Genomic DNA, 26,728 nt, shown 5'->3' with positions numbered 1-26,728 from the left:
TTTTTATATTTTTAAATACATTATTTACCTTAATTCACTATATTCTTACAAATTTTGACAAAATGGCTTGTCAATTTTTCTTTATAAAAAATATATATATGATTTTCTTTGCATAGTTTTTTTTGATTAAATTTCAATAAATGTATTCATTGATTGAATAAGTCCATATAGAGTTGATAACAATGAATGTATGGAAACATCATCACGAAGGATGTCCTTGCAATCTGGAATTTTGATTCTCTCAAATCATCCTACCACATAGAAATACGCTCACGTAGCGCCAATCCATAGAAAAATGAAATAAAAAGTAGCGACATGCATTTACTTTCCTGATTAGACATCAAGCCCGAAGATGCGCTAACAGCAAGGAGATGGCCTCCTCCCTTTGGGAAAGTATCTGTATCGAGGACACGCCAACCCTGTAGAGGAAACTGTTCGCTTATGTTGCATATTGATAATACCGGTATAGCCGCGGGAATCGACATCGGCTCCCGATCCATCGAACTGGTCGTTCTCAGCCCGACCGGGGAAGTCACGCACCAAGCCAAAGCCCCCACCACCTTCGCCCCTTTACGGCAATGCCGCGATATCCTCATGGGAGTGGGAGTACGGCGGATCACGGCCACCGGGTACGGCCGCAAGCTGTTCGCGGAAAGCGGCATCCTGAATCCATGCGACGCAATTACTGAAATCCAGGCATATGCCCTGGGAGCGGCCAGGCTGTACCTCGAAGCGCGCACCATTCTGGACATCGGCGGTCAGGACACAAAAGTCATCTCTTTAGGGCCTGAGGGCCGGGTGCTAAAATTCGAGATGAACGACCGCTGCGCCGCCGGTACGGGCAAATTCCTGGAGATCATGGCCACCTCTCTGCAAGTCCCCATCGAGGAGTTCGGCGACTTCGCCCTGACCGCGGACAAACAGGTGCAAATCAGCAGCATGTGCGCTGTTTTCGCCGAATCCGAGGCCACCTCCCTCATGGGTCGTGGTGAACAGCCGCAAAATATCGCCCTGGGCCTTCACTTGGCCATTGTGGAACGAACAGTGGCCATGCTCAACAGAGTCGGCCTGGAGCACCCACTCTGCTTTGCGGGCGGCGTGGCCCACAACCGATGCGTGATCAGGTTATTGGAGGAGCGGCTCAAAACACGGATCATCGTCCCGACCGAACCGGACATGGTCGGTGCGCTTGGAGCCGCACGGTACTGCTTGAGGAAAGAAACCGGCCAGTAAGAAATGCCTGGCTTGCCATCATTTGCAACGCCCTCCCACAGCGATTCATCAGCCAAGGAAATGTTCCCATGACAACGCCAAAACCCCAGTGCTTCCCCAGGTTCGAGAACTGGGCGGAAAAGAGCTGACCTACTAAACAGGCATAACCCTCAACCATGAAGGCGATGATAGGTTCGTTGAAGATCCATTTGACGAGACGTGATTTCATGAAATTTTCCGGTGGTGCGGTGGGCATTGCGCATCACTTCGGCATGCGGGTGCTGCACGATCCTCCTGCTGCTGAACGGCAAGGAAACGTACGGCAATGACCTGTTAACGACCATTACGGAGAAAAGACCAAACGAATATCATAAGGAGATTGTAATGAGTGTAAAAGTTGATAGCGCCCTGGATCGATTGATCAGTGTTCTCCCTCTGAAAGCAAAGCAGGATAGTTGTGGAGAAGAGATAAAAGAGCTGCATCGGAAAGTGCTCCGTTCTTTTGTTGAAAAAGGAAGAATATTGACGAAAAGTGAAATGGCTCAGCATGTCGTCAACATTGATGAAGCGATGAAAATCCTTAAAAGCAACGATATGATGGTCTTTTCATGTTCCGGCGATCCAATCGGCGCGTATCCATTTACCATGGAGGATCGTGAACATAAGGTCATGGTTAATGGCAACATAGTCAACGCAATGTGTGCCCTTGACGCTCTTGCGGTAAGTCCGATGTTTGGATTTGACACAGAAATTTCTTCAAAATGTAGGGCAACAGGGGCTCCTATTAATATCAGACAGGCTGGAATGACGATTCAAAATACTGATGAAGCTGGCGATATCCACTTTGGAATCATCTGGGGAGCGGCCAATGCCTGTTCCTGCTGTGCAAACAGCTTGTGCATGGAAATGATGTTCTTAAAAGACCGGCAAACAGCCGAATCATGGCTGGATGAGGATAAAAACAACAAAGAAACGTTCACCTTACACGAGGCTATTGACTTTGCGGCGCGATTCTTTGTGCCCCTGATGGCCTGATCACTAAAAAAAAAAAAGGGAAATTATAAATGTCGCCTATGTTTTCTCTACCCAAAATTCTCACTACATTCTCAGCAACATGATTCTCCCCCAACTGAAACAGGGCGGACACGGCTTAACAGTGGTCGGAATGTTCTTTTTTGTCGATAATACCTTCATGCTGGTGAAAGGGAATGATATCGGCGAGCGGCTGACAAAAATATCTCAAGAAACAGGCATATTGATAATGGCCTGCGACAAATGGGCTTTTGTTCGAAAAATCAATGACGATCTGGTTGCGGCCGCTCGTCTGGGGTGCTTCCCCGACCTACATGCGGCATTGAAGGATGTCGCCCTTAGTCAGGTCATCACCCTCTAACGCTTTCGAAAAGGTAATGAAAATGGCCAAAGTTCAAATTGAATTTATCAATACCTGCCCTTGTTGCGACGAACACGGAGCAACCATCCAAGATATCGCCGCCCGTTACGGGGATGATATCGATGTTTTTATTTATAATGCCGGCAAGGATTTCGGCTACCTGAAAAAATACGGGATGATCAGCAAGGGGACGATGATCATCAACGGAGTGAAAAGGTATGAAAACCTCTCCAAAGAGATCATCGAGCAGGCCATAAGCCAGGCTATGGCAGGTTGAAACAATGATCTCCGACTTGCTCGCGGACCTTGTCTTCACCTCCTGGCACATCCTGCGCAGTGTCGCACCCTGGCTGATCGTCAGCTTTATCGCCGCGGGCCTGCTTCGGCAGTTTCTCGACCCGGCCAAATTTCAAAGAGCCTTGGGCAATCGCGGTCTCGCGGCGATCCTCAAGGCGACGCTTTCAGGGATGCTCCTGCCCATTTGCAGTTGTGGGGTTATCCCTCTGGGTCTGGGCATGTACTATACCGGGGCATATCTCGGCCCAACCTTGGCTTTCATGGTGGCCACTCCCATCATCAATCCGGCTGCCGTTCTGCTGTCCTACGGATTGCTCGGTCCGCAGATCGCCACGATTTACCTGATCACCGGCTTTCTTGTGCCAGTAGCGATCGGGCTGACAGCGAATGCCCTGGCCGGCAAGGAGCTGCATGCACCGGGCATGGATGTTCAGATTGAACCGACAGCCATGGAAGGAACAGAACAGGTCTCAATCGGGACAAGGCTTTTCATCGGCCTCAAGTGGGGATCATTAGATTTAGGTACCATGGTCAGTAAATACATCGTCTTTGGTGTCATTTTAGCCGGGATACTTATTGTTGGCGTCCCCCAGCATTTAATCCAGGGATATCTTGGCCATTCCGGGATGATTTCCATTTTCGGCATCGCATTGCTGGGCGCGGTGATCTATGTCTGCGCCGTCGGACATATCCCCCTGGTTGCTGCCCTGGTGGCCACCGGGGCCTCGCCCGGCATTGCGATCACCTTTTTGATGACCGGGGCGGCCACCAATCTTCCTGAATTGATCAGTATTTATAAAATGATCGGGAAACGGGCGGTGCTGATCTACAGCGGCCTGGTGGTCTCCAGTTCATTGGTGGTTGGCTGGTTCACCAATCTCCTGCTGTTGCCTGATTTTGTCCCGTTCTACAATCTGGAAAAAGGACAGGAAGCAATTGGACTGGCCAACCGTTTAATTGTTTCCATCCCGGAACCTGTCCAAATCCTCTGCTCGGTGTTCATCCTGTTGCTTTTCTTGAGGGCATATAAACCACAGATGACGACGCTTTGGAAAAGGGCTGTGGCGTGAAATGTTTATTTTTTATCAAAATGTTGGCTGCCGCAGCTCTCCTTTTTTCTGCTTCCGGCTGTACCGAACTGGCCACGCCACCGCTTGGGGACCAGAAAGACTTCTGCCCGGATGTTCTGAACCATAACACACTGTTGCGCAATTTTGCTGAAAGCTACCCGGGAAACCCCATCCTGAAATACGCTCAAGCCGACCTGAATGATAACGGCCAGGAAGACCTGATTGTTATTTACCAAGTCGTTAAGGGTCAAAACGAAATGCGTGTTCTTTTGAACCATGGAACTGATTATTTCGTCAGCGATCCGGTACCGGCCCCGGTTTCCGATCAAATGATTCAGTTCAAAGACATCGATAACAAACCTCCCCTTGAATTCCTCGTCCAAGGCCGAAAAGGCCCCTTCATCGGGTATGCAATTTTTCGCGTCGAGGACGGCGAGATCGTGGATTTGTTTAGCGAGGGCATGGCTGACTGCTGTTGATGGACCGTGAATGAGCACAAGCCAACTAGGCGCATCGAGAATTCTGGAGCCACTGACAATGCACGAATTGACGGTAGAACAATTGACCAAACTTTACCCGAATGGACGGGAGAGTCACGTAGTTTTTCACGATCTTGATTTCCATGTAAATAAAAACGAATTTGTCAGCATTTTAGGCCCTTCTGGCTGCGGCAAATCCACCTTACTGAGTATTATCGCCGGCTTCCTCCAGCCCACCAGCGGATCAGTGAAAGTCGGACAGGCTGTCGTAACCAGGCCTGGACCTGACAGGGCGTTTGTTTTCCAAAGCTACAATCTTTTTCCCTGGATGACAGTTCAAGACAACATCCTCTACCCCATGAAGCAACAGGGCGTTAGTGCCGAGGACCGTCAGGTTCGCTTGAAGCACCTGCTCAAGCTGGCAAATTTGGAAGGCAAGGAGCATATCTATCCAGCACAACTCTCCGGCGGCATGAAACAAAGGACCGGGGTGGTTCGCGCCCTGGCCTGTCACCCCAAGGTATTGTTAATGGATGAACCCCTGGGGGCAGTGGACATGCAAATGAGGCGCAGGTTGCAGGCGGATGTGGAAAGCATTCTTATTCAAGACCCAGCTACAGTGATCATGGTCACCCACGATGTTGACGAAGCTATATTTTTTAGCAATCGAATAATTCTTATGTCAGAGCATGGATACATCATCAAGGATATATTTGTTGACCTGGAACGGCCTAGAGATCGTACATCCAGGGCATACAAGGAAATGATAGTTGATGTCTCGGACTTGTTGCACAGTCAAAATGAATTCTAAAAGGAGGCATGCTATAAAATACAGCAAGAGTACGGTTTAGATTATTAGAATGCAATTATGCTCTTGCATAGATTAAAGGACTCGGCAAATCGAAAACTATTTAGACCCAACATTCTAAAATTCCATAAAAAACGGGAGGAGCAAATGTACAAATACAATATAAAAAACATGACGCGCAGGGAATTCCTAAGGGCTTCCTCGTTCATGGGAGTTGCCCTCACTGGAGCAACGGTCCCTCTGCTTACCGGCTGCACGAAAGAAGAAGTTGCCGGCAAGGATAATTATTCCGTCCAGATAGGATATTACGACTGCGATCACATGGTTGCCGCGCCAATCTCCCGTGACAGGGGATTGCTCATGAACAATGGCGTCAATAATTTCCGGATGACGGGCAATGGGCAAGTGCCGCAGGCGATGACCGCCGGGCACATGGACGTGGGGTATGTGGGAACCACGACCATTGAGCGGGCCTTTCGCAATGGCGCGCCAATCCGCGTAGTGGCCAATAACCATCGTGGCGGGTCATGGTATCTGGTTGCCGCCAACCATATCAAGGAAGCCAAGGATTTGATTGGCAAGCGTGTTTCACTCGGCGCTCACCCCAACCCATTCTGGTGCAACTGTGCCACCCAGGTGGATATACCATGGCAGTTTGAACACTACGACGTGTATGTCATGACTGATAGAGATGAATATGTCGCCCTGATGGCCGGACACCTTGACGGCTACACCTGTTGTGACCCGTGGGGCTCCATGGCGGAATACTCGGATGTGGGTTGGATTGTCGCGACCAATCATCTCCTGCAGGACGGCAGTTGGGGAGCTTGTTGCGACTTGGTCATGCGGGATGCCTTTATCGAACAACACCGTGAACTTGCCAAACTTTGTCTGAAAACTCACATCGATGCCCTGATGTTTGTCTATGAACAACCCTATAAGGCTGCCGAAACATTTGCCTCTGACTTCAAAGTACCGTTGCCTGTTGCCATCAAAACCATCTGGCGCAAAACCAATGCGGAAGGAACAAGCATGACATGGAGGCATGATGTCAGTGAGAAGGAGAGACAATTTGCCTACTCAAAGAGTTTAGGTTTGCCGGAATTTCAGGAAACAGCCCCCCCCGCGGAATGGATGGACGATACGTTGCTCAAGGAAATCGGTGCTCCAGATTTTTATGAATTTATTGAGAAGAAAGTGAAGCCCTATTTCCCTGATCGCATGAGCCTGGAAGATTGGACTGACGTCGCCACCAAAAGGCATACAATTTAATGCAGTTTCGATGGGGTATCGCGCATTGACCGCAAACTATGCCAGGGCAGCAGTGGCGACTGCCCTGTGCTTAACCGTGCTTTTTTGTGGATGTAATCGTGCAAATCAGGATGCTTCAAGCATCCGCATCGGCGTCCCCAGCGGAGCTGGTGGGTTATTGGTGCATTATCTTGTTCATCATGTCGATGCTGACAACCTTATCCGTTCGTTTAATTACGAGATTTTTTCCCTTGAAGACTGTTGCGCCGCGATATCGCAGTTTGCCCTGCTTTCTCTAGCGGTGGATGCAGCGATTCTCTGCCCGACCGCGGCAGCGGAACTTGTGGCCAAGGATAGCCGTTTCTGGGAAGTAGGGCCCGTTCTGGCCAACTCAGTTGTGATTGTGACCCGCGACCCGGAAAAGGTCAGAAAGGTCGGCATTGCTCAACATCGTGAATACCAGGTCAGCATTGCACGAAAAGCATTTGGTGAAGGCGTAGAAATCTTGCCCATTTCACCGATGGCTTTGGGAGTGGCTTACGAGTCGGGCCAGGTTGATGCAGCAATCGTGGACATCGAAGATTCCACCAATTTGACTGGTCATAAAATTCAGGTTGGTGGTTTTTTAGAATATGTGGAAACGTATGTTTTAGTAGTCCGACAAAATATTCCCGACCTGGGCTGGCTGTTGTCAGCTTTCACCGCCGCTGCCATTGAACTCAATAATACAAAAACCCTCCAGTCGGCTATTGATGGTTACAGCAGAGTCACAACAACTGGCAATGAGGCGGATATTTGGAAGCAACAATCCGGAATTGTCTTTCTGCCGATTGTGGCCAGTTGCAATTGTGATCCTCGATAGTTTGTACAAGGCTATCAAGCTCTAAACTTCGACGATTCCCCTTTCAATGCCGTTCAAACCACTACTCAAGAGATCATCTATAAATTATTGGAACGTAATATGGAAAACTCAAAGAACGATCGCGGAAAAGACCTAAGCAGGCAAAACGTACATACCTTCAGTTATCTGAAAGACCGCGATGCCATAATTGAAAAGCTGTACAAGGGTTCCAGTAAACATGCCCGTATTCTCTCCCGTTTTTACTGGGTAGGCAGTGTGATCATCGTCTTGGCGATCTGGCAATTGGCAGCCATGTCATTCCAATCAACACTCCTGATGCCCTCACCCTGGCTTTCCGCCAAGGCATTTTATCATGCAGCTTTGGACCCTCAAATCCACGCGGATTTATTGATCACCCTCTGGAGAATTTTTTTGGGTTTTCTGGTCGCTGTTGTCATCGGTCTGCCCCTGGGTTTCGTGATGGGCTATTCCAGGACTTTTTTAAGCTTCCTTGACCCGTTAATCACATCATTACGCCAAATTCCCATCATGGCCTGGGTGCCCCTGGCCATCATCTGGTTTGGTCTGGGGAATGGGCCTACCATTTTCTTAATCGCATTTGCCGGCATTTTCCCCATGATGCTCAGCGTGGTAGCCGGGGTTCAGGACATCTCAACGGATTATTACAACGCGGCTCGCAGCATGGGCGCTAGCAATCGCAGCATTTTGATTGATATCGTCTTGCCCAGTTCTCTTCCTTCAATCATGACCGGCATGAGGCTGGCCTTAAGCGCTGGATGGATGAGCGTCATCTGAGCAGAGTTCATCGCCACCCGGTCCGGGTTTGGCCATGCACTGGTAACAGCTCAAACATATATGGACACCCCCAGGGTCATGGCGCTCATGGTCATGGCAGGATTGGTGGGTCTGACGATAGATCGAGGTTTTTTGTTTCTGACAAAACGTGCGGCAAGATGGAAATACATCTAAAACGTCTGCGATGGGAGGTGATAAACAAGAATATAGGAAGGTGAATTAATGATTCACTGACAGTATCACTTATAGGCATGAACCTACACATTCACCGTTTGAAGAATTTAAGAGAAAATAATGACCAGTCTGATCAATTCATTACAACAAATCGCTGAAGAAAACCTGTTGGAACTGGAACAGGCCAAAGCTGAAGGGCGCTCAGCCATCGGCTTCTACTGCCTTTATTCCCCCATGGAAATCGCTCTAGCAGCTGGGGCCATCCCCTTGCCGTTGTGCGGCACGCGCAACGAGCCTGTCGCTGCGGCAGAGGAGTTCTTGCCCCGCAATCTTTGCCCCTTGATCAAAAGCAGTTTTGGGTTTGCTGTCAGCGATACGTGCCCGTTTTTTCGGTATTCTGACATCATCATCGGAGATACCACCTGCGACGGAAAAAAGAAGATGTTCGAGCTGCTCAATCGATACAAACCCACCTATGTGCTGCAATTGCCACAGAATCAAGACGACCCCAGGGCGCTTGCCTTGTGGCGCAGCGAACTTGAGCGGTTCAAGGCCATCGTCGAAAAACAGACCGGAACAGAGATTACCGATGAACGTCTCAGACGGGCTATCCGCTTGATGAACCGGCTCCGCGCCATGCGAAAGGCGGTTATGGATCTGAACAAAAAGCAGCCTGCCCCGCTCAGCGGTTCAGTGCTGTTGGAACTGCTCACTAAAATCGGTTTTCTGGCGGACAAGGAGAAAGCAATTAATCTGATGGAAAGGGTGGTTGCCGAGGCATGTGCCGGGGCGTTTTCCGTGAGCGGCGGACAGGACCGTAAGCGTCGACGAATCCTGTTAACCGGGGTTCCCGTGGGTGTGGGCAGCGACAAGGTTGTGAAGATTGTTGAACAAAGCGGTGCCGATGTGGTGGCCTTTGAAAATTGTTCCGGCTATAAAAAAATATTTTCCATTTCAGAAGACAAAGACCCCCTGGATGCCCTGGCCGAGCAATACCTCGCCATCCCTTGTTCGGTAATGAGTCCCAATCCAGGCCGTTTTACGTTGCTGGAGGAGATGATTCGCGAATTTCAGGTTGACGGGGTTATCGATCTGACGTGGCAAGCCTGTCACACCTATAACATTGAAGCATTTCTTGTAAATGAATTCGTCACACAAACTTTCAACTTTCCCGCTCTCCATCTGGAAACTGATTACGCTGAAAGCGACACGGAACAACTTCGGGTTCGCATAGAGGCCTATCTCGAGATGCTCTGACGCAGATCAAGACAGCTAGAACGTATTGTGATTGAAGGATTTGGACATTATATTTTTTACATCTACATGGAGAACGAATATGAATAAGAACCGCAAATTATTGGTCGTTGCAAGTGTGATTTTTGCCTTTCAAAATCGCATGAAAACCTTTATGCCCATTGTAATATCCGTAATTCTTATCAGTTTACTTTTTCCCCTTGCTGGATACTCAAGTAGTGTGAAAAGCAGAGATAAAATTCCAACATTCCGTGTAGGATATATTTTCAGTGATCACAGCCTGCTGAGCATAGCCGCTGCGCACAAGGCTGAAGCTTTTAAAGGACAAGGGCCATACCTGGAGACCGTGATTAACAATGAGGTATACAGGCTTATTTCCAAGAATGGCGATCAAGTAGCAAACATCGAAATGATCGTCACAAACAGCGGTGCTGAAGCGGCCACAATGCTATCACAAAAGCAGCTTGATATCTCGATGTTTTCAGTAACAGTGGTTATGTCTAACCGGGACAGGGACGTACCAATAAAAGTATTAGGCCCGGCCCACCTTGGCGGGAATTCCCTTGTATTTCATAAAGATACAGGCGTAAAAGACTGGGATACTTTTTATAATTATATTCAGCAAAGTACGACTCCAGTAAGCATCGGCTATATATCGCCTACGAGTTCAGCGACAATAATTATCAAGTCCGCGCTTGCTAAAAATGGAATCAGCTATACGGAAGATTTTGAAAATTCCGAGGCCGATGTGCTACTGGTCAATCTACGGTCCACAGCAAACTTCATGACGGCGATGAGCAGCGGCCAAGTCGTAGGTTGGATCGGACCATCCCCTTTCCCAATGGTTGCTGAACACCAAGGCATTGGTAATATTGTGTTTGAATCATCGGAATTTCCACCACTCGACTACTTCGTTGATTTTCCATGTTGCTGTCTAGTCGCCAGTGAACACATTATTGAAAATTATCCAAATGAGATGCAGATTTTTGTTGACCTAATGCGTTTCACCGCCGATTTTCTCAATAACAATCGGGACGAAGCCGCAACCATTGTTTCCGAACGGATCGGCGTTCCCAAGGAGGCCGCCAAGTTGTCAACCGTCCACTATACAGTTGTTCCGACAGAGAGTTGGATGAGAGGCACCGAGGTCCTTTACAATTTTCTGAACGGCACAGGACATTTCAATGGTAAGATGCAAAACCTTGATTTTGAAGAAGTAAAATCGGAAATTTTTGATTTTCGGTTTACAAATCACTAACAATTCACTTGAGTGTCTGCGTTTAGGCAACAACAAAGCCAAATGGTGGGGAGGTGAATAGTTTTTCACCTCCCCACCAATAAACGCCATTCAACGAAACATATCAACATGGGTTTAAGATTGTTAAAAAAGTTAGCTGTTTCGCTTGCAACTCCTTTATTATTTTTAGGCGTGTGGCAAATTATCGCATTATCCATCGACAACATTATTGCCCTTCCTACAGTAGACAAAGTATTTTATATATTACTCAACCCTACTGCGCCACTAATCAGCCTAGGTTCTTTGCTGAACAATGTCATGACCAGTTTTTCCAGGGTACTTGTTGGATATGCATTGGCTGTTTTTGTCGCGGTGCCTATTGGCTTGGCAATGGGATACAAGCCACTGATAAACCAGCTCTTCAGTACCTTCTTTGGCATGTTCCGCCCAATCCCTCCACTGGCATGGGTTCCTCTGGTCCTGGCATGGTTTGGCATAACAAGCTTGGCGACATTTTTTCCGTTTGATGCGAGTCCACTTTTTGTGCATCTGAGAAGATTACAGTTAGCCATGCTGTTCATCATCTTTATGGGCGCTTTTTTTCCAATTCTGACAAGCACAATACATGGTGTTAGAAATACAAGAAAAACACTGTTGGAATCAGCTCGCACTCTGGGTGCCAGTGAGAAAGACATTATGTGTAAAATCCTTATCCCCGCGGCAGCTCCATCTATCGTGAATGGCATGCGTATTGGACTGGGAGTTGCCTGGATGTGTCTGGTCTCAGCTGAAATGCTTCCTGGTAGCGTTTCGGGAGTAGGGTATGTCATCATGCATGCCTATTCACTGGCTCGCACCGACATAGTCATTGCTGGAATTATTTCGATTGGCTTGGTTGGGGTTTTGCTGGACTACTCGTTCCGGTTGTTGGAACATAAAAAATTCTCATGGGTTCATAAATCGACTTGACAAGTTGCTAAGACATCAAACGTTAAGAACTTAACCTCCTGAATTTTCAATGAACAACGCCATTTTGACCCTGTCGGACGTCCGCAAAGCCTATCTCACGGAAAAGAAAGAGCGGATCGACGCCCTTGACCGCATTGACCTTGACATTTTCGAGAACGACTTCGTCTGCATCCTCGGGCCTTCCGGCTGCGGAAAGTCCACCCTGCTCCGACTGGTCGCGGGGCTGGACAAGGACTACCAAGGAAAAATTTCATATAAGGGCAAACTGCTGACCTCAAGCAGCCACGAAATTGGGATGGTGTTTCAAGAGTATTCCCTGCTCCCCTGGCGCAACGTCATCGACAACGTCGTTCTCGGCCCGGAATTTCTTGGAAAAGGCAAAAGGGAGCGGATCGAGATCGGCATGAAATATCTGCGATTGGTCGGCCTTGACGCCTACACGAATTCTTATCCCTATGAATTGTCCGGCGGCATGCAGCAACGAGTGGCCATTGCCAGATCCCTGGCCAACGACCCGCAAATCCTTCTGATGGACGAACCCTTCGGCGCATTGGATGCGCACACCAGGATACTGTTGCAGAAGGAACTGCTGACCATCTGGAACAAGAACCGCAAAACCATCCTCTTCGTGACCCACAGCGTGGATGAAGCCATTTACCTGAGCGACCGCATCGTGGTCATGTCAGCCAGCCCCGGCAAAATCCTCGCCGACATCCCCGTTGACATGCCCCGCCCAAGAAAGCGCTCCGACCCGGCCTACGGCGCTTTGGTCGCACAATTGCTTGAAATGTTGGAATCTGAGGCAAAATTATAATATTATGATTCTATAGTCTCTTTTTCGCCGTATTCACAATCGAGGCCATTTCCGAAGACGCACCCGAGGGCTGGGCATACCTGGACGACGACTACGACCGCCCCCTCCATTCATTCATCGACCAGCAGCCTCTCGGGGAAATATTTCGGGGCCTGTGTGCCCGGACGGGCAAGACGGCCGCGTGTTGACTCTTTGCGCATTCACGCATCAAACTCGCGTCACGGGTTTTTCATCGTGCTTGCCCGAAGCGCGGCAACCTGCCACCGGCAATGATCTTCATCGTGAAATACTTACAAGGATACCGCCATGCTGCATATCGACGTACCCGGCTGGAAGCCCCTGGCTCTCGAGCATCTTGTCTTGGACTTCAATGGCACCCTGGCCCTGGATGGGCGACTGCTGCCCGGTGTGCGCGAACGACTGGACGGTCTGGCGCTGATGCTGGAGATCCATGTGCTCACGGCGGACACCTTCGGCAGCGTACAGGACCAGATGCGGGGAATCGTCTGTGCGGTTTCGGTCATCCCGGAGTCCGGGCAGGCCAGGGCCAAAGCCGCGTATCTGGATAACCTCGGTCCTTCCGGGTGCGTCGCCGTGGGCAACGGCCGCAACGATGCCCTGATGCTGCAAGCCGCGTCCCTGGGCATCGCCCTGCTCCAGGAGGAAGGAGCCGCGCCGGGGACCATGGCCGTTGCCGACGTGGTCTGCCGATCCGTTTGCGACGCCCTTGATCTCTTGGCGAACCCCCTGCGCCTGTCGGCGACCCTTCGGGGGTAGCAGGCTTCATCGTCCGGCGGTTTTACGGCCCGAGCGAGACAAGGCAATGCCTCGAAAGGCTCAACCGTTGGCCCATATGGACTGATTCAGAATATTTCCTCCATGATCCGCCGGCAACTCTCCTGGTTTTCGAGGTCGACCCGGGATAACTCCGAAACCAGCTCTCCATCGCGCAGCACCAGCGCCCGGTCCGCCAAGCGACGCATTTGTCCCAGGCTGTGGGTCACGGCAAGGATGGCGTAGCGTTGTTTCAGATCCTGAAACAACGCTTCGATTTTCCTGGTGGCCTTGAAATCCAGGGAGGCTGTCGGTTCATCCAAAAGCAGAATGGCCGGTTCCAAGGCCAGGGCCCTTGCAAGGCAAAGCCGTTGCTGCTGCCCGCCCGATAGTTTCAGGGCGTTGTCGTGCAGGCGATCCTTGATCTCGTCCCACAACCAGACATCCTTCAACGCCTGCTTGACCCGCTGCTCCACCATTGCCTTGTCCAGCCCCAGGGAAACGCGCAGAGGCAGGGCCACGTTTTTGTAGATGGAAAAGGGCAATACGTTGGGGTGCTGGAAAACCATGCCCATGCGCAGACGCAGTTCGGGCAGGGAAACGTCCTTGGCGTAGCAGTCCAGCCAGCGACCGTGCAGATGAATCCTGATCCGCCCGCTGGTCTCGCACCCGGAGAATTCCTCGTTCAGCCGGTTCACGGCCCGCAGCAGCGTTGTCTTGCCGGAGCCGGACGGCCCCACGGCCATGACCAGTTCGCCGGGATGGATGCTCAGGTTGATTCCCGACAGAACGGCCTGACCACTGAAACGCACTGTCAGGTCGTTGATTTCCAAGAGAGGTTGCGGTGTCATTTTATACTTTCCATCGCTTTTCCATGGTTCTCTGCACGGCAAAGGCCAGACAGAACAGCAGCCCCGTGAGCGTCAGCAAAACCAGGGCCGTGCCAAAGGCCTGATCCAGTTCACCCGCTGTGCGGTGTTCCGCGGCCAGATAGTAAATGCGAAAGGGCAAGGCCTCGAATTTATCCCAGAGGCTCCGGGGTAAAAAAGCCTGAGCCACGACTCCGGTGAGTAAAATCACGGCAGTGTCCTCGGCGGCCCTGCCCATGGCCAGGATGACGCCGCCGAGGACGCCCCGTCCGGCCGATGGCAACAGGACATGGCGGATATTTCGCCACGTGGAGAAACCCAGGCTGGGCCCCAGCAGGCGCAGGTGATCCGGCAGGCCTGACAAGGCGTTCTGGGTGGTCCGGACCAGGTAGGGCAAAATGAGCAGAGCGATGCAGACCGCTGCCAGCAACAGGCAGGTCTTGGCCTGGGGGGCGAAGGTATGCCGCAGGACGACGATCATGCTGAACCCGAACAGGCCCATGACAATGGAAGGAATGCCGGCCATCAGATCCACGGCGAACCCCGCCACGCCCTGAAAGCGCGGGGTGGCGTACTCGGCAAGATAAATGCCGCCGGCAATGCCCACGGGCACGGCCATGGCGCAGGACAGCGCCACCAGGAGCAAGGTTCCGGCCAGAGCGGGCCAAAGGCCGCCAAAGACTGGTCGGGCTCCGGTCAGGGCTTCCCACCAGTGGGTCTGTCCAAAGAACAGCTCCGGCCCCAGTACGCCCGCCCCCCGGTAGAGGAGAAACCCCATCACGGTGAGAACCGCCATGCCCGTGCCCATTGCGGCGGCCCAGCAAAAGACCACGGTGGCCTTGTCGGCAATCCGGAGTCGCGTTCCTGGCGTCATGAGGTGTAGGAGCGGCCCAGTCCACGCAAGGCCAGATTGATCAGAATCATGATCAGGAAAAGAATCAGGCCGGAGGCGAACACGGAATGGTAGAACGTGCTTTGGCTGTCCGTGGCCACGACCAGGCCGATATGCGCGGTGAGGGTGCGGATGGAGTCCAGGGGTGAGCCGGGAACCATGGGGGCGTTGCCGGCCAGCATCAAGGAAATCAGCGTATCGCCCACGGCCCGGCCAAAACCGAGGATGACGGCGGCCAGCAGGCCGCGCCGGGACAAGGGAAGCAGGACATGTCGGATATAGGACGGTCTGGAAAAACCCAGCGAAGCGCACGTTGTCCGGGCCGTGAGGTCCACTTCGCGCAACGTGGCGTGAAAGACCAGAACGATGGTCGGCAGGATGAGCAAGGTCAGGGCGATCATGGCCGTGAGCAGGGAAAAGCCGGTACCCCGATCAAACCATTCGCGCATCAACGGGACCAGGAGAAAAATCGAGACAAAGCCGTAGATCACCGTGGGAATGCTGGTCATGTAATGGATCATGGCCAGACAAAGGCCTTTGACGCGCCTGGGCGCCAGCACCTGGACGAAGCAGGAAACGCCCACGGCCAAAGGCGTGGCAAGAGTCAAGGCCCCGAGAGAGAGGAGCAGGGATCCCGTGACCATCGGCAGGATGCCGAATTGGCCTTGAAACGGCAGCCACTGCCAGGAAAAAACCGCGCCCAGTCCGCCCGGGGTGAACAGCGGCAGCACAAGATAAACCAGGACCAGCAGGATGCAGAAGGCCGCCGCGACGCATGTCGTCGCGGCGGCGCACAGGGCACGCCGAATCCAGGATTCGGATAGCATGAAAAAACGATTGTTGATAACTACTGCAGCGGGATGTAGCCGGAGGCGCGAATGATCCCGGCCCCATCCTCGCTCAGGATATAATCGATGAACGCCCTGGTCAGGCCCTCGGGATCGCCCTTGGTGTTCATGAAGAGATGTCGAATCACCGGGTAGCTGCCGTCAATGGCGGTTTCCTGGGAAGGGACGACCCCGTCCACGGCCAGGGGCTTCACGGTATCGTCGATGTGCCCGATGCTCATGTACCCGATGGCGTTGCGATCCTGAGAGACGGCCACTTTCATCGCTCCATTGGACTGGATGATATTCGCCGTACCCACCACGGCTTCCTTTTTCAACAGCTTGCCCCAAAACACCTCGTGGGTGCCGCTGGCCTCCTCACGACCGTAAACGTGAATGGCCGCGTCGTTGCCGCCCACCTCACTCCAGCGCGTTATCCGACCGCCGAAAATGTCCCTGATTTGTTGGGCGGTAAGATCCGCGACGTGGCTATCCGGATGAACCACGGGCGCAACGCCGTCGATGGCGAAGGCGAACGACCGCAGTCCGTACTTGCTCACTTCCTCATCGGACAGGGGGCGACCGGTGTTGCCGATGTCCACCAGCCCTTCCCCGGCTTTTTGCACGCCGATCCCCGTGCCCCCGCCGGCCACGGTGATTCGGACCTTGGGATTGAACGTCATGATCCGCTTGGCCGCTTCATTCATCACCGGGATGTGCGCCGTGCCTCCGGCGATATCCAGCGAGCCCTCCATCCCGGTGAACCTGTCCAGATTCCCGGCCAGAACCGGTGAAACGATCAGGACCAGAGCAAACCAGGCCAGAACAAAAACCTTGCCGTGTTTCGCAAGCATAGGGGTTTCTCCATTTCAGGTTTAGTGTTGGGAAAGAGAATGGATCTTCATTTCCGCACTTCCCTACAGAAGAGTATCCAGGCAGGTCAAATACGCTTTATCTATCAACATCAAACATTCGTATTGTCTATTTCTATTATTCTTGATCCGATCCGATTGAATGAATCCCTTTGAGGGATTTCCAGGGCATTCCATATTTTGACATGCAAAGATTCGGCAAGCATCGCGGAAGGGTTGACCTGCCTCTGGAGATCCATCCGTTCTCCCTGCATGACGCCCAGGCTGACCCTTCACAATTTTATCTGAAAATACAGCGGGCTGGAATTCGGATATCCTGACCAATGTCATGAAAAAGAGGAAAGACGTGAGCAAACATGCCGGATTCGGCGAACATTTCCAGAATGCCCTGACCGCTCGGCGGATCGCCGCTGTGCTGGACGCGGCCCTGGTCCCTACGGCCTCGGAATTGACTTTCCGCGGTCTCACTGTATGGTCGCGTCCGTGACCGAAAGTTTACCGCGACACGCAAGGACTCCCATGCTCCCGCCCATCCAAGACATCCGCACCCGACTCCGTTGCCGGAAGTGCGGCGATCGCTTGCACGCCCGGCGCGGCTGACGGGCCGTCGCCCTGCGCTGTGGGTCCTGCGGCGCCGCCTTTGCCTTGCACGAATACGGAACCACCCTGGACGACCTGATGGAAGAATTTTTGGCCGACATTCCCTGTAACCGCATATAGCAATACGTTTTTACGTTTTCCTCACCCGCATGCCCCCACAAATTATTCCCCGCGACGAACACCCCATCTCCCGCAAAAACATCCATCCCGACGCCCTGAGGGTCATGTACGGGCTGGTCCGCAAAGGGTTCACCGCCTACCTGGTGGGCGGCGGCGTGCGCGACCTGATCCTCGGGCGCGAGCCCAAGGACTTCGACGTGGGCACCAACGCCACGCCCAACCAGATCAAGAAGGCCTTTCGGAACTGTTTCATCATCGGCCGCCGGTTTCGGCTGGCGCATATCCATTTCGGCGACCAGATCATCGAAACCTCCACCTTTCGGCGCTGTCCCGAGCCGGATGCCGACGGAGACGGGGATTTGTACGTCTTTCGGGACAATTGCTACGGCTCACCGGAAGAGGATGCCCTGCGCCGGGACTTCACCATCAACGCCCTGTTCTACGAGGTGAAGCGGTTTTCCGTCATCGACCACGTTGGTGGGTTGAGCGACATCCGCGACCGATTGATCCGCTGTATCGGCGACCCGAATATCCGCTTCCGGGAGGATCCGGTGCGCATGATCCGGGCCGTGCGTTTCGCCTCCCGCCTGGGCTTTCGGATCGAACCGGCCACCTTCAACGCCATCCTCCGCCATCACCGGGAAATTCTCAAGGCCGCCCCGCCCCGGGTCTTCGAGGAACTGATCAAGCTCTTTGCCTACGGTTCCGGGGAACAAGCCGTTCGCCTGCTCTACAAAACCGGCCTGCTCGGGGAACTGCTCCCGGAAATCGCGCGGTATCTGGACCAGGACCACTCGCAAAACCGGGAACCCGTCCTGTGGTCCTGGCTGGGCCGCCTGGACGACCGGATCAGAGACAGGGGTGGGCTGAATCCGGTCCTGATTTTCGCGACCCTGTTTTTCGCCCCCATGAACCGAATCCTCAGTGAACAAGCGGCTCGGGACGAGGAGCAGGAACGGCTCCCGCTCCACCTCCGGCTGACCGAACTGCTCACGCCCATTTGCATCCGGATCAGCATGCCCAAATTGATGACCATGCGGATGATCCAGGTCATGGCCAACCAGTCCCGATTCGTCCCGGACAAGCGCAAGCGCTTCTCCAAACGCGGCTTCGTGGCCCAGGAAACCTTTCCCGAGACCCTGGCCTTGCATGAAATCGGCTTGCGCGTGGCCGGCGAGGATCCGGAGCGCCTCGAACCCTGGAACGTTCTGCGTCGGGAAATCGAAGCCCAACGCCCGGACTCCGAAAGCACGAAAAAGACCGCCGCTAAAAAGCCTCGCAGGCCAAGACGCCGTCAGGTGAAGGCCGGCGTCGAAAAACCAAACGAGACGACGGCGATACAAGACGATCCGGCAACCGAAACAGCGGGAGAAAACGTCGAGATCAAGCGTTCCCGCCCGCCGCGCAAGCGTTCCCGCCGCCGCAAGCCGTCGTCCGCGCCCCAAACCTGACGCGCCCGTCCGCCATGACGACTCGCAAATTCCTCATCGCCGGGGGTAACGCCACCGCCCTGGTCCGGGACTGTCCGCCCGCCCGCCGGGCGTCCCTGGCCGCGGACCTGCTTCGAGAGGTGGAGCAGGTCGGCTTCGTGGACCACCAGGCCCATCCGCCGCGCCTGGAGATGATGGGTGGAGAATTCTGCATCAACGCCACCCTGGCCTTCGCCTCCACCCTGGGACCGAATGGAACCCTCGGGGTCAGCGGGCTGGACCAATCAGTGGACTTCGTCAATACGCCCCACGCCGCCCGCGTGACCATCCCCCTGCGCTGGTCCCTGACCGACAACATCGCCCTCCTGGAAGGCATCGGCTTCATTCTCCACCCCACATCAGACGGCCATGCCCAAAGCAGCACCACGAACCACCCCCGGATCAAACGCGAAGTGGCCGACCTGTGCGGCCGCTTCGACCTCCCGGCCTTCGGCGCGATCCACTTCTCCGACGACGCCATCATTCCTTACGTTTACGTCGCGGCAGTGGACTCCTTTGTCCCGGAAACCGCCTGCGGCTCGGGAAGCGTGGCCTTCAGCCTGTTCACCGGCCAAGACCGGGTCCGCCAGCCCACCGGCCAATTCATCACGGTCCGCCGGAGAACACGAAGGGAACGGGAGCAAACGGGTCACGACCACTTCGACGTCGAGGCCCGGGTCGAGCAGATCCCTGCCTGAAATGAGATATCTTCCTTCAAGAGATTGGGGGGCATTGAGGTTCGTCCAACTTCGCGGGGCCATCCCATCCCTGAGAAGCTATCCATGAGAAAGGGCGGCCCCCATGGAACCGCCCTTGCCTGGATTTTCACTTTAGCTTGGCTTCGGAACTACTCACCCAACAGCAGCATCAGCACGCCGGGCTGGGCCTTGGGCCTGTCTCCATCGAATCGAGCCGTGACCGTCCTGCTGCCGTTCATGGTTATGGTGCAGGTTCTGGCGGACTGGTTCGTGGAATTGCAGTCGGTCCAAGACAAAAAGCCCTCACTCCCGCTGGTTGCCGGCGCGGTCAGGGTAATGGTTGTGCCGAAAAGGATGCCCGCCTTGGCGTAGTTGGTCGTTCCGCCGTATATGGCCGGGTTGGCCGTGATGGATACGTTGGAAGCGCCGAATGATCGTACAGAGAGCGAGTAGATGCACGGATTCGTGTTGTACTGTGACAACAGGAAGGGGTATCCGTTGTTTGTCCCTTGGCAGATGCCCCAGATATTGTTTGGGGATTGAAATGCTGCCCATCCTTCTACTATGGGCCAAGCTGTTGTAAGCCCATCAGTTGCATCCGGGTCGTTGAACGTGGCGATGTTTTTCATCTGTGCCGTGGTCTTGGGTGTGCCCTTGTTTGTGTCGCTCTGGCCGGTTGTATTCGTATCATAGAAGGAGTTGGTCACGGTGCCCGAAGCAGATTTTGATCCCACCAGTCCGCCGACGTTGGAGTCTCCAGATACTGACGCTGTGGCGTAACAGTTGGTCACGCTGCCAGTATTAAATCCCACCAGTCCGCCGACGTTGGAGTCTCCAGATACTGACCCGGTGACATAGCTATTATCCACTGTGCCTTGTAATTGTCCCACCAGCCCGCCGGCATAAGTGGAACCGGTAATATCCACATCAATCAAGCCAATGTTTTTGAAAGTGGCACCTGCTACATACCCAAACAGCCCCTGGTGGTGGTCGGACCTGTTGATGAACAGCCCGCTGATAGTATACCCGTCGCCGTCATAAGTGCCGTAAAAGTGGTGGTATGAATGATCGCCGATGGGCGTCCAGCCTGCGCCGCTGTCCCATGTGTTTATGGCCGGGGTTGCATCAGCAAAGTCAATGTTCGCGGTTTGCTTGAAGATCTTATCCCATTCACCAGAATTTTGGCTGATCCAGTACAGATTCTCCAGGCTGGCAATCCGGTAGGGGTTGCCGGCAGTACCGCTCCCTGCCGGTTGCGTTGCGGTCTGGGCCAGGGCCGCTGTGGTCAGGGTCAGGAAAAGCAGGGCCGTGAGGACAAGGGAAAGGGCTTTGTTCATGTGCGTACCTCGCTGTGGTCTTTCATGCCGTAGAGGAGAGTGTTGCGGGGCAGGGCTTGTTCGTCAGGCAACGGCCGAAAGGACATTGCGAGCTTGGCGTGAAGCACGAGTAAAACGCGTGCATTTTTACACTGCATGGCATGACTGTATGCAACACCCTGAGAAATGCAAGAACATCAGAACCGCCCCTTATTTTGTCAGGCCATTTCATATGGATGCAGACGCGCTATTCGTCCAGTAGGAGCATCAGCACGCCGGGCAGGGTCTTGGGCCGGACATTGGCCGTGAGGTTGCGGTTTCTGGTGGCCGGGAAGGTGTACTGCTCATCCTCTGAGACCACGCAATAACCCGCAAGCCCCGGCCAGGTTTCGATCCAATTGGTCAAAAAAACACCCTGGTGCGACAGCAGGACGGTCATGGTCACGTTGGCCCCGTGGTTGTATGGGCCCGAACCATTGACCGTCCCGTAACTCGCGGGCTTGGCCGCCCCTGCGATGGTGTACTGGCTCCGCACCGGGCTGAAATTGGCCCGCAGGGTGCGGTTGCCCGTGACCCTGAACGAGTACTGCGCATCGCAGGAAACCACGGTGCTGCCCTCGGTCCAGTTGACAAAGACATAACCGCTGGCGGCAAAAGCCTGGACAGTGACCTGTGTTCCATGAGCATAGGTCCCTGCATCGCTGACTGTGCCGCCGGTCCCGGCCGTGGGGGTCACGGTGTAGGTTGCAAGTGTTGTTGTAAATTGTCGGTTATCTCCGTAGCTCGTGCCCGCCGTATTTGCGGCAAAAGCCCGCACATAGTACGTTGTACCAGCGCTCAGGCCGGTGATATTGGCAGTAAAAGCGCCTGTAGATGCAGCTCCGCCTTTGTCAGTGCAACTGTCAGCCGTGGTCGGATCGGCCGTGGTGGACCAGCATGCCCCGTAGGCAGTGGGGTTGGGAGTACCCAGATCAGTGATATTTCCATGCCCCGTGGCCGTGGTGGTGCCGATGCCGGTCACGGCCTGGGTGGTCACGGTGGGGGCGGTGTCGGCCATTTTCACCTTATACACGGTATCGTCCAAGGCTGTTCCGGCAAACTTGATCCAGCCGATATTCTCCCCCCAGGCATAACCGGAAAAGTCGCCGGTGGCCGGGTTGATGCTCACCCCGCCGTGGGTGGGGTTGAAGTTGATCCAGCCGGTGTTTTCGCTCCAGGCAAAGCCGGAGAGCTGATTGCCGGTGCGGTTCACGCCGTAGTTGGTCTCGTCGGTGTTGGCGTAGGTGTGGGTGCCGCCGCCGGTATGCGTGCCCAGACGGATCCAGCCGACATTCTCACCCCAGACATATCCTTCAAGGTGTGTGGCATAGACGGCCACATCCCCTTGGGCCGGGTTGAAATTCAGCCAGCCCGTGTTCTCGGACCAGGCGTATTTATGGGTACTATCAATCCCCTGCCCCAGAGCCTGTCCGGTCATAAGACAGAGGCCGAGCATGATGAAGATGGCCGGAAGGCCGCGTAACCGCATCAACCAGAGTCTGCTTGGGTGCCCCATGGAAAACTCCTCATGGATCGAATATCCAAAGTCCAAATCAACTCACTGTCCGGCGCGGACGGGCCACACGTAGTTTTCCCCAACTTTAACATTATCCGAATCGGCACCGGTGGACATAAGCACAATTTTCCCAAAAAATGGCCATGCAAGAGCGCTATTGGATGTACTTGACCAGTAGTCGTCCGACTCGACCCCGGAAAACGGTCCAGGTGTATCAGAACGGATCTGATCTGTTCCGTGAGTTAGCGCTTTCAATTCCTCAATAGTCGGCAGCCGCCAATCGCCGAGAACGGATCCGTCATTTAAGTCTCCTGGTTTACCTGACATGGTAGACGAGAGAATGCCGGCCCGGGTATGGGCGTCATCATAATAAACGGGATTATAGCCAGCCCCATCAACACTATTCCCATCAACTCTCCATGCTTTTTTTCCACCCCAACCAGCATCTTTAAGCCAAACCAGACCCTTGCCCCTGCCGTTATGGCCGAACAGATCGGTGACCGTTCCATCGCTGTTGTCGCACCAGCGGCCGTTGGGGTTTACTTCCGTGTTTGACCAGCGGGTGCCGCTGCAAGGGATGGCATCAGGATCCAGCGTGCCTGTAACTTCTGCGCCATCCACCCATGCCTTCTTGCCTGCCCGGATATCCCCGGCCGCGGCATCGCCTGAACTGGTGTTCACAACATTGGGATCACCGGTCACACTGAAAATGGTCACGCCGGAATGGATGTTGCCGGACACCAGGCCTGCATCCCCGGCCACGGTGCCCGTGCCGTCGTGATAGCCCTGGGTGATGGTCCGGGCCGATGTGCCCGGGGTGATGTTTTGCTGGCCGACATTGGCCATGGTGCCGGATAAGCCGACCCCGCCCGCATTGGAAAAGGTCTTCCCGGTGAGAACATCCGCGGCAACGGCATTGCCCGAAGGCACATCCGCCGTGCCCGTAATCCCAAAAATCACCACATCCTTCTTGATGTTGCCAGCCACCAGGTCAGCGTCCACTGTGGAGAGATTGAAGGCTTCGTAAATGCCGGCCGGTTGTTCAACGGTGGTATTGGTCGGTGTTTGAGCCGCAAGGGTGCCGGTCTGCAACCCCCAGCCTCCGCCTGAAAGCAGGCCCCAAAACGTCTTTCCCGCCAGGACGTTCGCAACGCCGGCCCCGGCGGCATCATCCACGGCCGGGGCCTTGCCCATCACCTCATCCAGGGTTTTGCCTGTTCCAGCCACAGGGCCTGCACCCGGCTCGACGAAGGCCCCGTCACGCTTGCTGCCTGCCGCGCCGCTGTCCAGCCGGTTGAAGATGTCCTCCAGGGTGAACATGGCGCTGTCCGGACTCGCGGGAGCGGCCGGGGGGGCCAGGTCTCCGGCCAGGACACTGGCGGCGGGAAACAAGATCAGGGCCAGGAAAAACAGGGCCGTAAGGACAAGGAAAAGAGATTTCTTCATGTACGCACCTCGCTATCAGTTGAAAAACTCCCAATTGCTGCGTCGCCGCAAAAAGTTCGAACTCTCACGCATGAATGACTACGCTTCGACCTTGATTCGATTGCCAGGACGGCAAATCGAAAATATTGCGCAGACACAGCCCGCAGGGGCCGGACACAGGACGTGTCCGGATAGCTTTTTTTGCTCCTTGCACTTGGGGTTTTTGAACGGACTGGTGGATAAGGTCATTTTCACAGTTAAGCCCTGAACCGGTTACTTTGCGAACGAGCATAGAGCACCCCGGAGATAAAAGCACTTAGCTTTTTGGGGGTATTTTCAGAGGTTTTGAACGGTTTTTCAGCGGCCCAAAGGCCGAATCCCGCGTCTTTTGCGGCTCTAGTTGGCGTCTGGTCTGTATAATAAAATTATTGATAACAAGATGTTGCGAGATGGGAATGCGTCGCGCGCTGGTCCTGATGCGTCGCGAAAAATGGCTGTCGGATAAGCGACAGAATGGCGGAGAGGGAGGGGTGAGGGCGGAAAGAAGACAGGGTCAGATCGTGTACTTGCGAGAAAAGCTGAATACATGGCCAGATCACTTCGGATTGATTGAATTTCCTTGCACCATCTTTCATGTGCCTGCTCGGGGTCCATTTCCACGGAAGATGACCGTATCCACTGAAAACCCTCGGTTCCAACGCTGCATCCCGGCCTTCATTACGCTAGTTTTCATCCGGAAACAAAAGAGTTTCCGGATGGAAACTACGCTACTGCCAGCGGAATCATCAGAAAAGAACGAAATACATCAAAAAACAAGACTTGACCCCATACACTATTCTGCATCATCCAACAGCAGCATCAGCACGCCGGGCAGAGCCTTGGGCGTGTCGCCATCGTAGTGCGCCGTGACCGTCCTGTTGCCGTTCATGGTCACGGTGCAGGTTCTGGCGGACTGGTTCGTGGAATTGCAACCCCTCCAGGACGTGAAGTTGGAGTTGTCCTTGGTTGCCGGCGCGGTCAGGGTAATGGTTGTGCCGAAAAGGATGCCCGCCTTGGCGTAGTTGGTCGTCCCGCCGTAGATGCCCGGGGTGGCCGTGATGGACACGTAGGAAGCGCCGAATGATCGTACAGAGAGCGAGTAGGTGCATGGGTTCGAGGAGTACTGCCACAACAGGAAAGGATAGCTTGCACTCTGGCAAATGCCCCATACGTTGCCATTAGCCTGCTCCCAGCCGTCCACTATGGACCAGGCGCTAAACGTGGCGATGTCCTTCATCTGCGCAGTGGTCTTGGGTGTGCCCTTGCCGGTGTCGCTCTGGCCGGTTGTATTCCTGTCATAGAAGGACTTGGTCACGGTGCCACTAGCAGGATTCAATCCCACCAGCCCGCCGACATCGGCTCCTCCTCCAGCCACCGCCCCGGTGGCGTAGGAGTTGGTCACGATACCAGCATTCCATCCCACCAGCCCGCCGACCCGGACTGTTCCATTAACCGCGCCGGTGGCGTAGGAGTTGGTCACGGTGCCACTAGCAGAATTCAATCCCACCAGCCCGCCGACACTGGTTGTTCCATTAACCGCGCCGGTGGCGTAGGAGTTGGACACGCTGCCACCAACAATCCATCCCACCAGCCCGCCGACATTATCTGCTCCATTAACCGCGCCGGTGGCGTAGGAGTTGGACACGGTGGTTCCAGGAAACCCCTGTATAGCTCCCACCAGCCCGCCGACATTATTTGCTCCGGTAATATTTACGCCAATCAGGCCAAGGTTCTTGATGGTGGCATTCTCTGCGAACCCAAACAGCCCCTGGAAATCGCTCCCAGGCCTGTTGATGAACAGACCGCTGATGGTATACCCTCCGCCGTCGTAGGTACCGGTGAAATAGGGGGCTGGGAATTGGCCGCCGATGGGCGTCCAGCCCGCGCCGCCGTCCCAGCCGGAGGTGGCCGAGGCGTCGATGTCCGCGGTCTGGATGTAATGCGCGGCCCATCTTGCAGCCCGGTTTGGAAGTGGCACTACAGCATCAGGAGCCGCGATCCAGTACAGATTCTCCAGGGTGGCGATCTGGTAGGGGTTGCCAGGTGAGCCGTCCCCAGCTGCAGGCGCTGTGGCGGTCTGGGCCAGGGCCGTGCCGGTCAGGGTCAGGAAAAACAGGGTCGTGAGGACAAGGGAAAGGGCTTTGTTCATGTGCGTACCTCGCTGTGGTCTTTCATGCCGTGCGGGAGAATGTTGCGGGGTCAGGCCTGTTTGTCAGGCAATGCCCGGCCTGCCGGGAGGACAAGCCGGGCCGGGGTCTGGGCCATGATATATTGACGCCCGGTTGCGCCGGGAAAGTGGCGGGAACGGGCGGTTTGTTCTGATATTCCCATGTTCCTCACCACGTCCGTTTGAGCCGGTTAATCCCTGAAATGAATGCTTTGAGAGTGAGCATAACGCATTTCGGAGAAAAAACACTGAGTTTTTTGGGGGTATTTTCAGAGGTTTTTGAGCTTTTTTTCAGCGGCCTAAAGGCAATAATTCACGTTTTTCCAGCCTTGCTTGACGTCAAGAATCCATGAATAAGTTAGTGATAACAGATTATTGTGGCGGACAAGCGTGGTACGCGCAGGGCCTGATTCGCCTTGGAAGCTGGTGTCGGATAAGCGACAGAAAGGGGGGGGGCTGAGTCGGTGGGGACTGTCTCTTATACACCTCT

General features: G+C 54.1%; 28 protein-coding genes. 20 read left to right on the top strand and 8 right to left on the bottom strand.

The annotated features are described in order from the left end of the window. The first annotated feature begins 441 nt into the window (after positions 1-441). The 16 genes from C6366_RS16905 (at position 442) to C6366_RS16825 (ending at position 13,392) form a co-directional block, all read left to right on the top strand. Positions 442-1,233, top strand: coding sequence for an acyl-CoA dehydratase activase (locus C6366_RS16905; protein ID WP_107740087.1), 792 nt, complete (start codon positions 442-444; stop codon positions 1,231-1,233). Positions 1,234-1,388: 155 nt separating this feature from the next. Next, the gene (locus C6366_RS20770) at positions 1,389-1,541 is read left to right on the top strand and encodes a twin-arginine translocation signal domain-containing protein (protein WP_107740085.1); all 153 of its coding nucleotides are present in this window, start codon (positions 1,389-1,391) and stop codon (positions 1,539-1,541) included. A 55-nt stretch (positions 1,542-1,596) separates the two neighbouring features. Beyond that, entirely contained in the window at positions 1,597-2,247 is a 651-nt protein-coding gene (gene merB / locus C6366_RS16895) for an alkylmercury lyase family protein (RefSeq protein ID WP_107740083.1), read from the top strand. A 79-nt stretch (positions 2,248-2,326) separates the two neighbouring features. After that, entirely contained in the window at positions 2,327-2,605 is a 279-nt protein-coding gene (locus tag C6366_RS16890) for a DsrE-related protein (protein WP_199221554.1), read from the top strand. A gap of 22 nt (positions 2,606-2,627) precedes the next feature. Continuing rightward, complete coding sequence (gene saoT / locus C6366_RS16885; protein ID WP_107740078.1) at positions 2,628-2,882, top strand: thioredoxin-like (seleno)protein SaoT; 255 nt, start codon at positions 2,628-2,630, stop codon at positions 2,880-2,882. A 4-nt stretch (positions 2,883-2,886) separates the two neighbouring features. Then, positions 2,887-3,972: an efflux transporter SaoE gene (gene saoE, locus C6366_RS16880; RefSeq protein WP_107740076.1), complete on the top strand. Its 1,086-nt coding sequence runs from the start codon at positions 2,887-2,889 to the stop codon at positions 3,970-3,972. Beyond that, positions 3,969-4,451, top strand: a complete 483-nt coding sequence (gene saoC, locus C6366_RS16875) for a Cys-Cys-COOH (seleno)protein SaoC (RefSeq protein ID WP_107740074.1) — start codon at positions 3,969-3,971, stop codon at positions 4,449-4,451. Before saoE ends, saoC begins: the two co-directional genes overlap by 4 nt. Before the next feature lie 58 nt (positions 4,452-4,509). Beyond that, the gene (locus C6366_RS16870) at positions 4,510-5,262 is read left to right on the top strand and encodes an ABC transporter ATP-binding protein (protein ID WP_107740072.1); all 753 of its coding nucleotides are present in this window, start codon (positions 4,510-4,512) and stop codon (positions 5,260-5,262) included. Positions 5,263-5,406: 144 nt separating this feature from the next. Further along, the gene (gene saoX / locus C6366_RS16865) at positions 5,407-6,531 is read left to right on the top strand and encodes an ABC transporter substrate-binding subunit SaoX (protein ID WP_158269839.1); all 1,125 of its coding nucleotides are present in this window, start codon (positions 5,407-5,409) and stop codon (positions 6,529-6,531) included. A 10-nt stretch (positions 6,532-6,541) separates the two neighbouring features. Then, positions 6,542-7,372, top strand: coding sequence for an ABC transporter substrate-binding (seleno)protein SaoB (gene saoB / locus C6366_RS16860; protein ID WP_146164898.1), 831 nt, complete (start codon positions 6,542-6,544; stop codon positions 7,370-7,372). 225 nt (positions 7,373-7,597) lie between these two features. Continuing rightward, complete coding sequence (saoP, locus tag C6366_RS16855) at positions 7,598-8,341, top strand: ABC transporter permease subunit SaoP (RefSeq protein WP_255412108.1); 744 nt, start codon at positions 7,598-7,600, stop codon at positions 8,339-8,341. A gap of 120 nt (positions 8,342-8,461) precedes the next feature. Next, positions 8,462-9,598 carry a double-cubane-cluster-containing anaerobic reductase gene (locus C6366_RS16845; RefSeq protein ID WP_107740064.1) on the top strand — a complete coding sequence of 379 codons (1,137 nt, stop codon included), beginning with the start codon at positions 8,462-8,464 and terminating at the stop codon, positions 9,596-9,598. 79 nt (positions 9,599-9,677) lie between these two features. Then, complete coding sequence (locus C6366_RS16840) at positions 9,678-10,853, top strand: ABC transporter substrate-binding protein (protein WP_107740062.1); 1,176 nt, start codon at positions 9,678-9,680, stop codon at positions 10,851-10,853. A 108-nt stretch (positions 10,854-10,961) separates the two neighbouring features. Then, on the top strand, positions 10,962-11,801 hold the full coding sequence (locus tag C6366_RS16835) for an ABC transporter permease (RefSeq protein ID WP_107740059.1): 840 nt from the start codon (positions 10,962-10,964) through the stop codon (positions 11,799-11,801). A 49-nt stretch (positions 11,802-11,850) separates the two neighbouring features. Further along, positions 11,851-12,615, top strand: coding sequence for an ABC transporter ATP-binding protein (locus tag C6366_RS16830; protein WP_107740057.1), 765 nt, complete (start codon positions 11,851-11,853; stop codon positions 12,613-12,615). A 306-nt stretch (positions 12,616-12,921) separates the two neighbouring features. Beyond that, positions 12,922-13,392 carry an HAD family hydrolase gene (locus C6366_RS16825; protein WP_107740054.1) on the top strand — a complete coding sequence of 157 codons (471 nt, stop codon included), beginning with the start codon at positions 12,922-12,924 and terminating at the stop codon, positions 13,390-13,392. A gap of 86 nt (positions 13,393-13,478) precedes the next feature. Here C6366_RS16825 and C6366_RS16820 read toward each other — a convergent pair whose 3' ends face one another. From C6366_RS16820 to C6366_RS16805, 4 genes are read right to left on the bottom strand one after another with little or no spacing between them, the layout of a single operon-like run. After that, the gene (locus tag C6366_RS16820; protein WP_107740052.1) at positions 13,479-14,240 is read right to left on the bottom strand and encodes a phosphate ABC transporter ATP-binding protein; all 762 of its coding nucleotides are present in this window, start codon (positions 14,238-14,240) and stop codon (positions 13,479-13,481) included. 1 nt (position 14,241) lies between these two features. Beyond that, positions 14,242-15,132 (bottom strand): PstA family ABC transporter permease, encoded by an 891-nt coding sequence (locus tag C6366_RS16815; protein ID WP_199221552.1) that lies wholly within the window; start codon positions 15,130-15,132, stop codon positions 14,242-14,244. Further along, positions 15,129-15,977, bottom strand: a complete 849-nt coding sequence (locus C6366_RS16810; RefSeq protein WP_107740050.1) for a PstC family ABC transporter permease — start codon at positions 15,975-15,977, stop codon at positions 15,129-15,131. Before C6366_RS16810 ends, C6366_RS16815 begins: the two co-directional genes overlap by 4 nt. Positions 15,978-15,997: 20 nt before the next feature. After that, the gene (locus C6366_RS16805) at positions 15,998-16,831 is read right to left on the bottom strand and encodes a phosphate ABC transporter substrate-binding protein (protein WP_107740048.1); all 834 of its coding nucleotides are present in this window, start codon (positions 16,829-16,831) and stop codon (positions 15,998-16,000) included. 364 nt (positions 16,832-17,195) lie between these two features. On the opposite strand from C6366_RS16805, the gene C6366_RS19735 reads away from it, so the two are divergent. The 4 genes from C6366_RS19735 (at position 17,196) to C6366_RS16795 (ending at position 19,736) form a co-directional block, all read left to right on the top strand. Then, a complete protein-coding gene (locus C6366_RS19735; protein WP_158269838.1) occupies positions 17,196-17,336 on the top strand; it encodes a hypothetical protein in 141 nt (46 codons plus the stop codon). Positions 17,337-17,461: 125 nt separating this feature from the next. Then, complete coding sequence (locus tag C6366_RS20765) at positions 17,462-17,569, top strand: dual CXXC motif small (seleno)protein (RefSeq protein ID WP_368731508.1); 108 nt, start codon at positions 17,462-17,464, stop codon at positions 17,567-17,569. Between the two features lie 29 nt (positions 17,570-17,598). Further along, complete coding sequence (gene pcnB, locus C6366_RS16800) at positions 17,599-19,020, top strand: polynucleotide adenylyltransferase PcnB (protein WP_107740045.1); 1,422 nt, start codon at positions 17,599-17,601, stop codon at positions 19,018-19,020. 14 nt (positions 19,021-19,034) lie between these two features. Continuing rightward, entirely contained in the window at positions 19,035-19,736 is a 702-nt protein-coding gene (locus C6366_RS16795; RefSeq protein ID WP_107740043.1) for a hypothetical protein, read from the top strand. A 149-nt stretch (positions 19,737-19,885) separates the two neighbouring features. Here C6366_RS16795 and C6366_RS16790 read toward each other — a convergent pair whose 3' ends face one another. From C6366_RS16790 to C6366_RS16770, 4 genes are all read right to left on the bottom strand, one after another. Next, positions 19,886-21,073, bottom strand: a complete 1,188-nt coding sequence (locus C6366_RS16790) for a GLUG motif-containing protein (RefSeq protein ID WP_107740041.1) — start codon at positions 21,071-21,073, stop codon at positions 19,886-19,888. Between the two features lie 226 nt (positions 21,074-21,299). Further along, complete coding sequence (locus C6366_RS16785) at positions 21,300-22,607, bottom strand: hypothetical protein (RefSeq protein ID WP_146164897.1); 1,308 nt, start codon at positions 22,605-22,607, stop codon at positions 21,300-21,302. Positions 22,608-22,649: 42 nt separating this feature from the next. Further along, the gene (locus tag C6366_RS16780; RefSeq protein ID WP_107740037.1) at positions 22,650-24,053 is read right to left on the bottom strand and encodes a DUF1566 domain-containing protein; all 1,404 of its coding nucleotides are present in this window, start codon (positions 24,051-24,053) and stop codon (positions 22,650-22,652) included. Positions 24,054-24,864: 811 nt separating this feature from the next. Then, complete coding sequence (locus C6366_RS16770) at positions 24,865-26,220, bottom strand: GLUG motif-containing protein (RefSeq protein ID WP_107740033.1); 1,356 nt, start codon at positions 26,218-26,220, stop codon at positions 24,865-24,867. Positions 26,221-26,728 lie beyond the last annotated feature (508 nt).

The organism is Desulfonatronum sp. SC1, from assembly GCF_003046795.1.
Classification (GTDB): domain Bacteria; phylum Desulfobacterota; class Desulfovibrionia; order Desulfovibrionales; family Desulfonatronaceae; genus Desulfonatronum.
The sequence above is the reverse complement of the archived record's forward strand: the minus strand, read 5'-3'. Positions and strand labels throughout refer to the sequence as shown.

What these genes read in the sequence shown, in the direction of transcription:
- C6366_RS16780 (WP_107740037.1), bottom strand. Translation starts at nt 24,053, where the DNA reads ATGAAGAAATCTCTTTTCCTTGTCCTTACGGCCCTGTTTTTCCTGGCC.
- C6366_RS20770 (WP_107740085.1), top strand. Translation starts at nt 1,389, where the DNA reads ATGAAGGCGATGATAGGTTCGTTGAAGATCCATTTGACGAGACGTGAT.
- C6366_RS16830 (WP_107740057.1), top strand. Translation starts at nt 11,851, where the DNA reads ATGAACAACGCCATTTTGACCCTGTCGGACGTCCGCAAAGCCTATCTC.
- C6366_RS16785 (WP_146164897.1), bottom strand. Translation starts at nt 22,607, where the DNA reads ATGGGGCACCCAAGCAGACTCTGGTTGATGCGGTTACGCGGCCTTCCG.
- C6366_RS16770 (WP_107740033.1), bottom strand. Translation starts at nt 26,220, where the DNA reads ATGAACAAAGCCCTTTCCCTTGTCCTCACGACCCTGTTTTTCCTGACC.
- C6366_RS16820 (WP_107740052.1), bottom strand. Translation starts at nt 14,240, where the DNA reads ATGACACCGCAACCTCTCTTGGAAATCAACGACCTGACAGTGCGTTTC.
- C6366_RS16890 (WP_199221554.1), top strand. Translation starts at nt 2,327, where the DNA reads ATGATTCTCCCCCAACTGAAACAGGGCGGACACGGCTTAACAGTGGTC.
- C6366_RS16845 (WP_107740064.1), top strand. Translation starts at nt 8,462, where the DNA reads ATGACCAGTCTGATCAATTCATTACAACAAATCGCTGAAGAAAACCTG.
- C6366_RS16795 (WP_107740043.1), top strand. Translation starts at nt 19,035, where the DNA reads ATGACGACTCGCAAATTCCTCATCGCCGGGGGTAACGCCACCGCCCTG.
- saoE (WP_107740076.1), top strand. Translation starts at nt 2,887, where the DNA reads ATGATCTCCGACTTGCTCGCGGACCTTGTCTTCACCTCCTGGCACATC.
- pcnB (WP_107740045.1), top strand. Translation starts at nt 17,599, where the DNA reads ATGCCCCCACAAATTATTCCCCGCGACGAACACCCCATCTCCCGCAAA.
- C6366_RS16905 (WP_107740087.1), top strand. Translation starts at nt 442, where the DNA reads ATGTTGCATATTGATAATACCGGTATAGCCGCGGGAATCGACATCGGC.
- C6366_RS16825 (WP_107740054.1), top strand. Translation starts at nt 12,922, where the DNA reads ATGCTGCATATCGACGTACCCGGCTGGAAGCCCCTGGCTCTCGAGCAT.
- C6366_RS16810 (WP_107740050.1), bottom strand. Translation starts at nt 15,977, where the DNA reads ATGCTATCCGAATCCTGGATTCGGCGTGCCCTGTGCGCCGCCGCGACG.
- C6366_RS16870 (WP_107740072.1), top strand. Translation starts at nt 4,510, where the DNA reads ATGCACGAATTGACGGTAGAACAATTGACCAAACTTTACCCGAATGGA.
- C6366_RS16805 (WP_107740048.1), bottom strand. Translation starts at nt 16,831, where the DNA reads ATGCTTGCGAAACACGGCAAGGTTTTTGTTCTGGCCTGGTTTGCTCTG.
- saoT (WP_107740078.1), top strand. Translation starts at nt 2,628, where the DNA reads ATGGCCAAAGTTCAAATTGAATTTATCAATACCTGCCCTTGTTGCGAC.
- saoB (WP_146164898.1), top strand. Translation starts at nt 6,542, where the DNA reads ATGGGGTATCGCGCATTGACCGCAAACTATGCCAGGGCAGCAGTGGCG.
- saoX (WP_158269839.1), top strand. Translation starts at nt 5,407, where the DNA reads ATGTACAAATACAATATAAAAAACATGACGCGCAGGGAATTCCTAAGG.
- C6366_RS16790 (WP_107740041.1), bottom strand. Translation starts at nt 21,073, where the DNA reads ATGAACAAAGCCCTTTCCCTTGTCCTCACGGCCCTGCTTTTCCTGACC.
- C6366_RS16840 (WP_107740062.1), top strand. Translation starts at nt 9,678, where the DNA reads ATGAATAAGAACCGCAAATTATTGGTCGTTGCAAGTGTGATTTTTGCC.
- C6366_RS16815 (WP_199221552.1), bottom strand. Translation starts at nt 15,132, where the DNA reads ATGACGCCAGGAACGCGACTCCGGATTGCCGACAAGGCCACCGTGGTC.
- C6366_RS16835 (WP_107740059.1), top strand. Translation starts at nt 10,962, where the DNA reads ATGGGTTTAAGATTGTTAAAAAAGTTAGCTGTTTCGCTTGCAACTCCT.
- merB (WP_107740083.1), top strand. Translation starts at nt 1,597, where the DNA reads ATGAGTGTAAAAGTTGATAGCGCCCTGGATCGATTGATCAGTGTTCTC.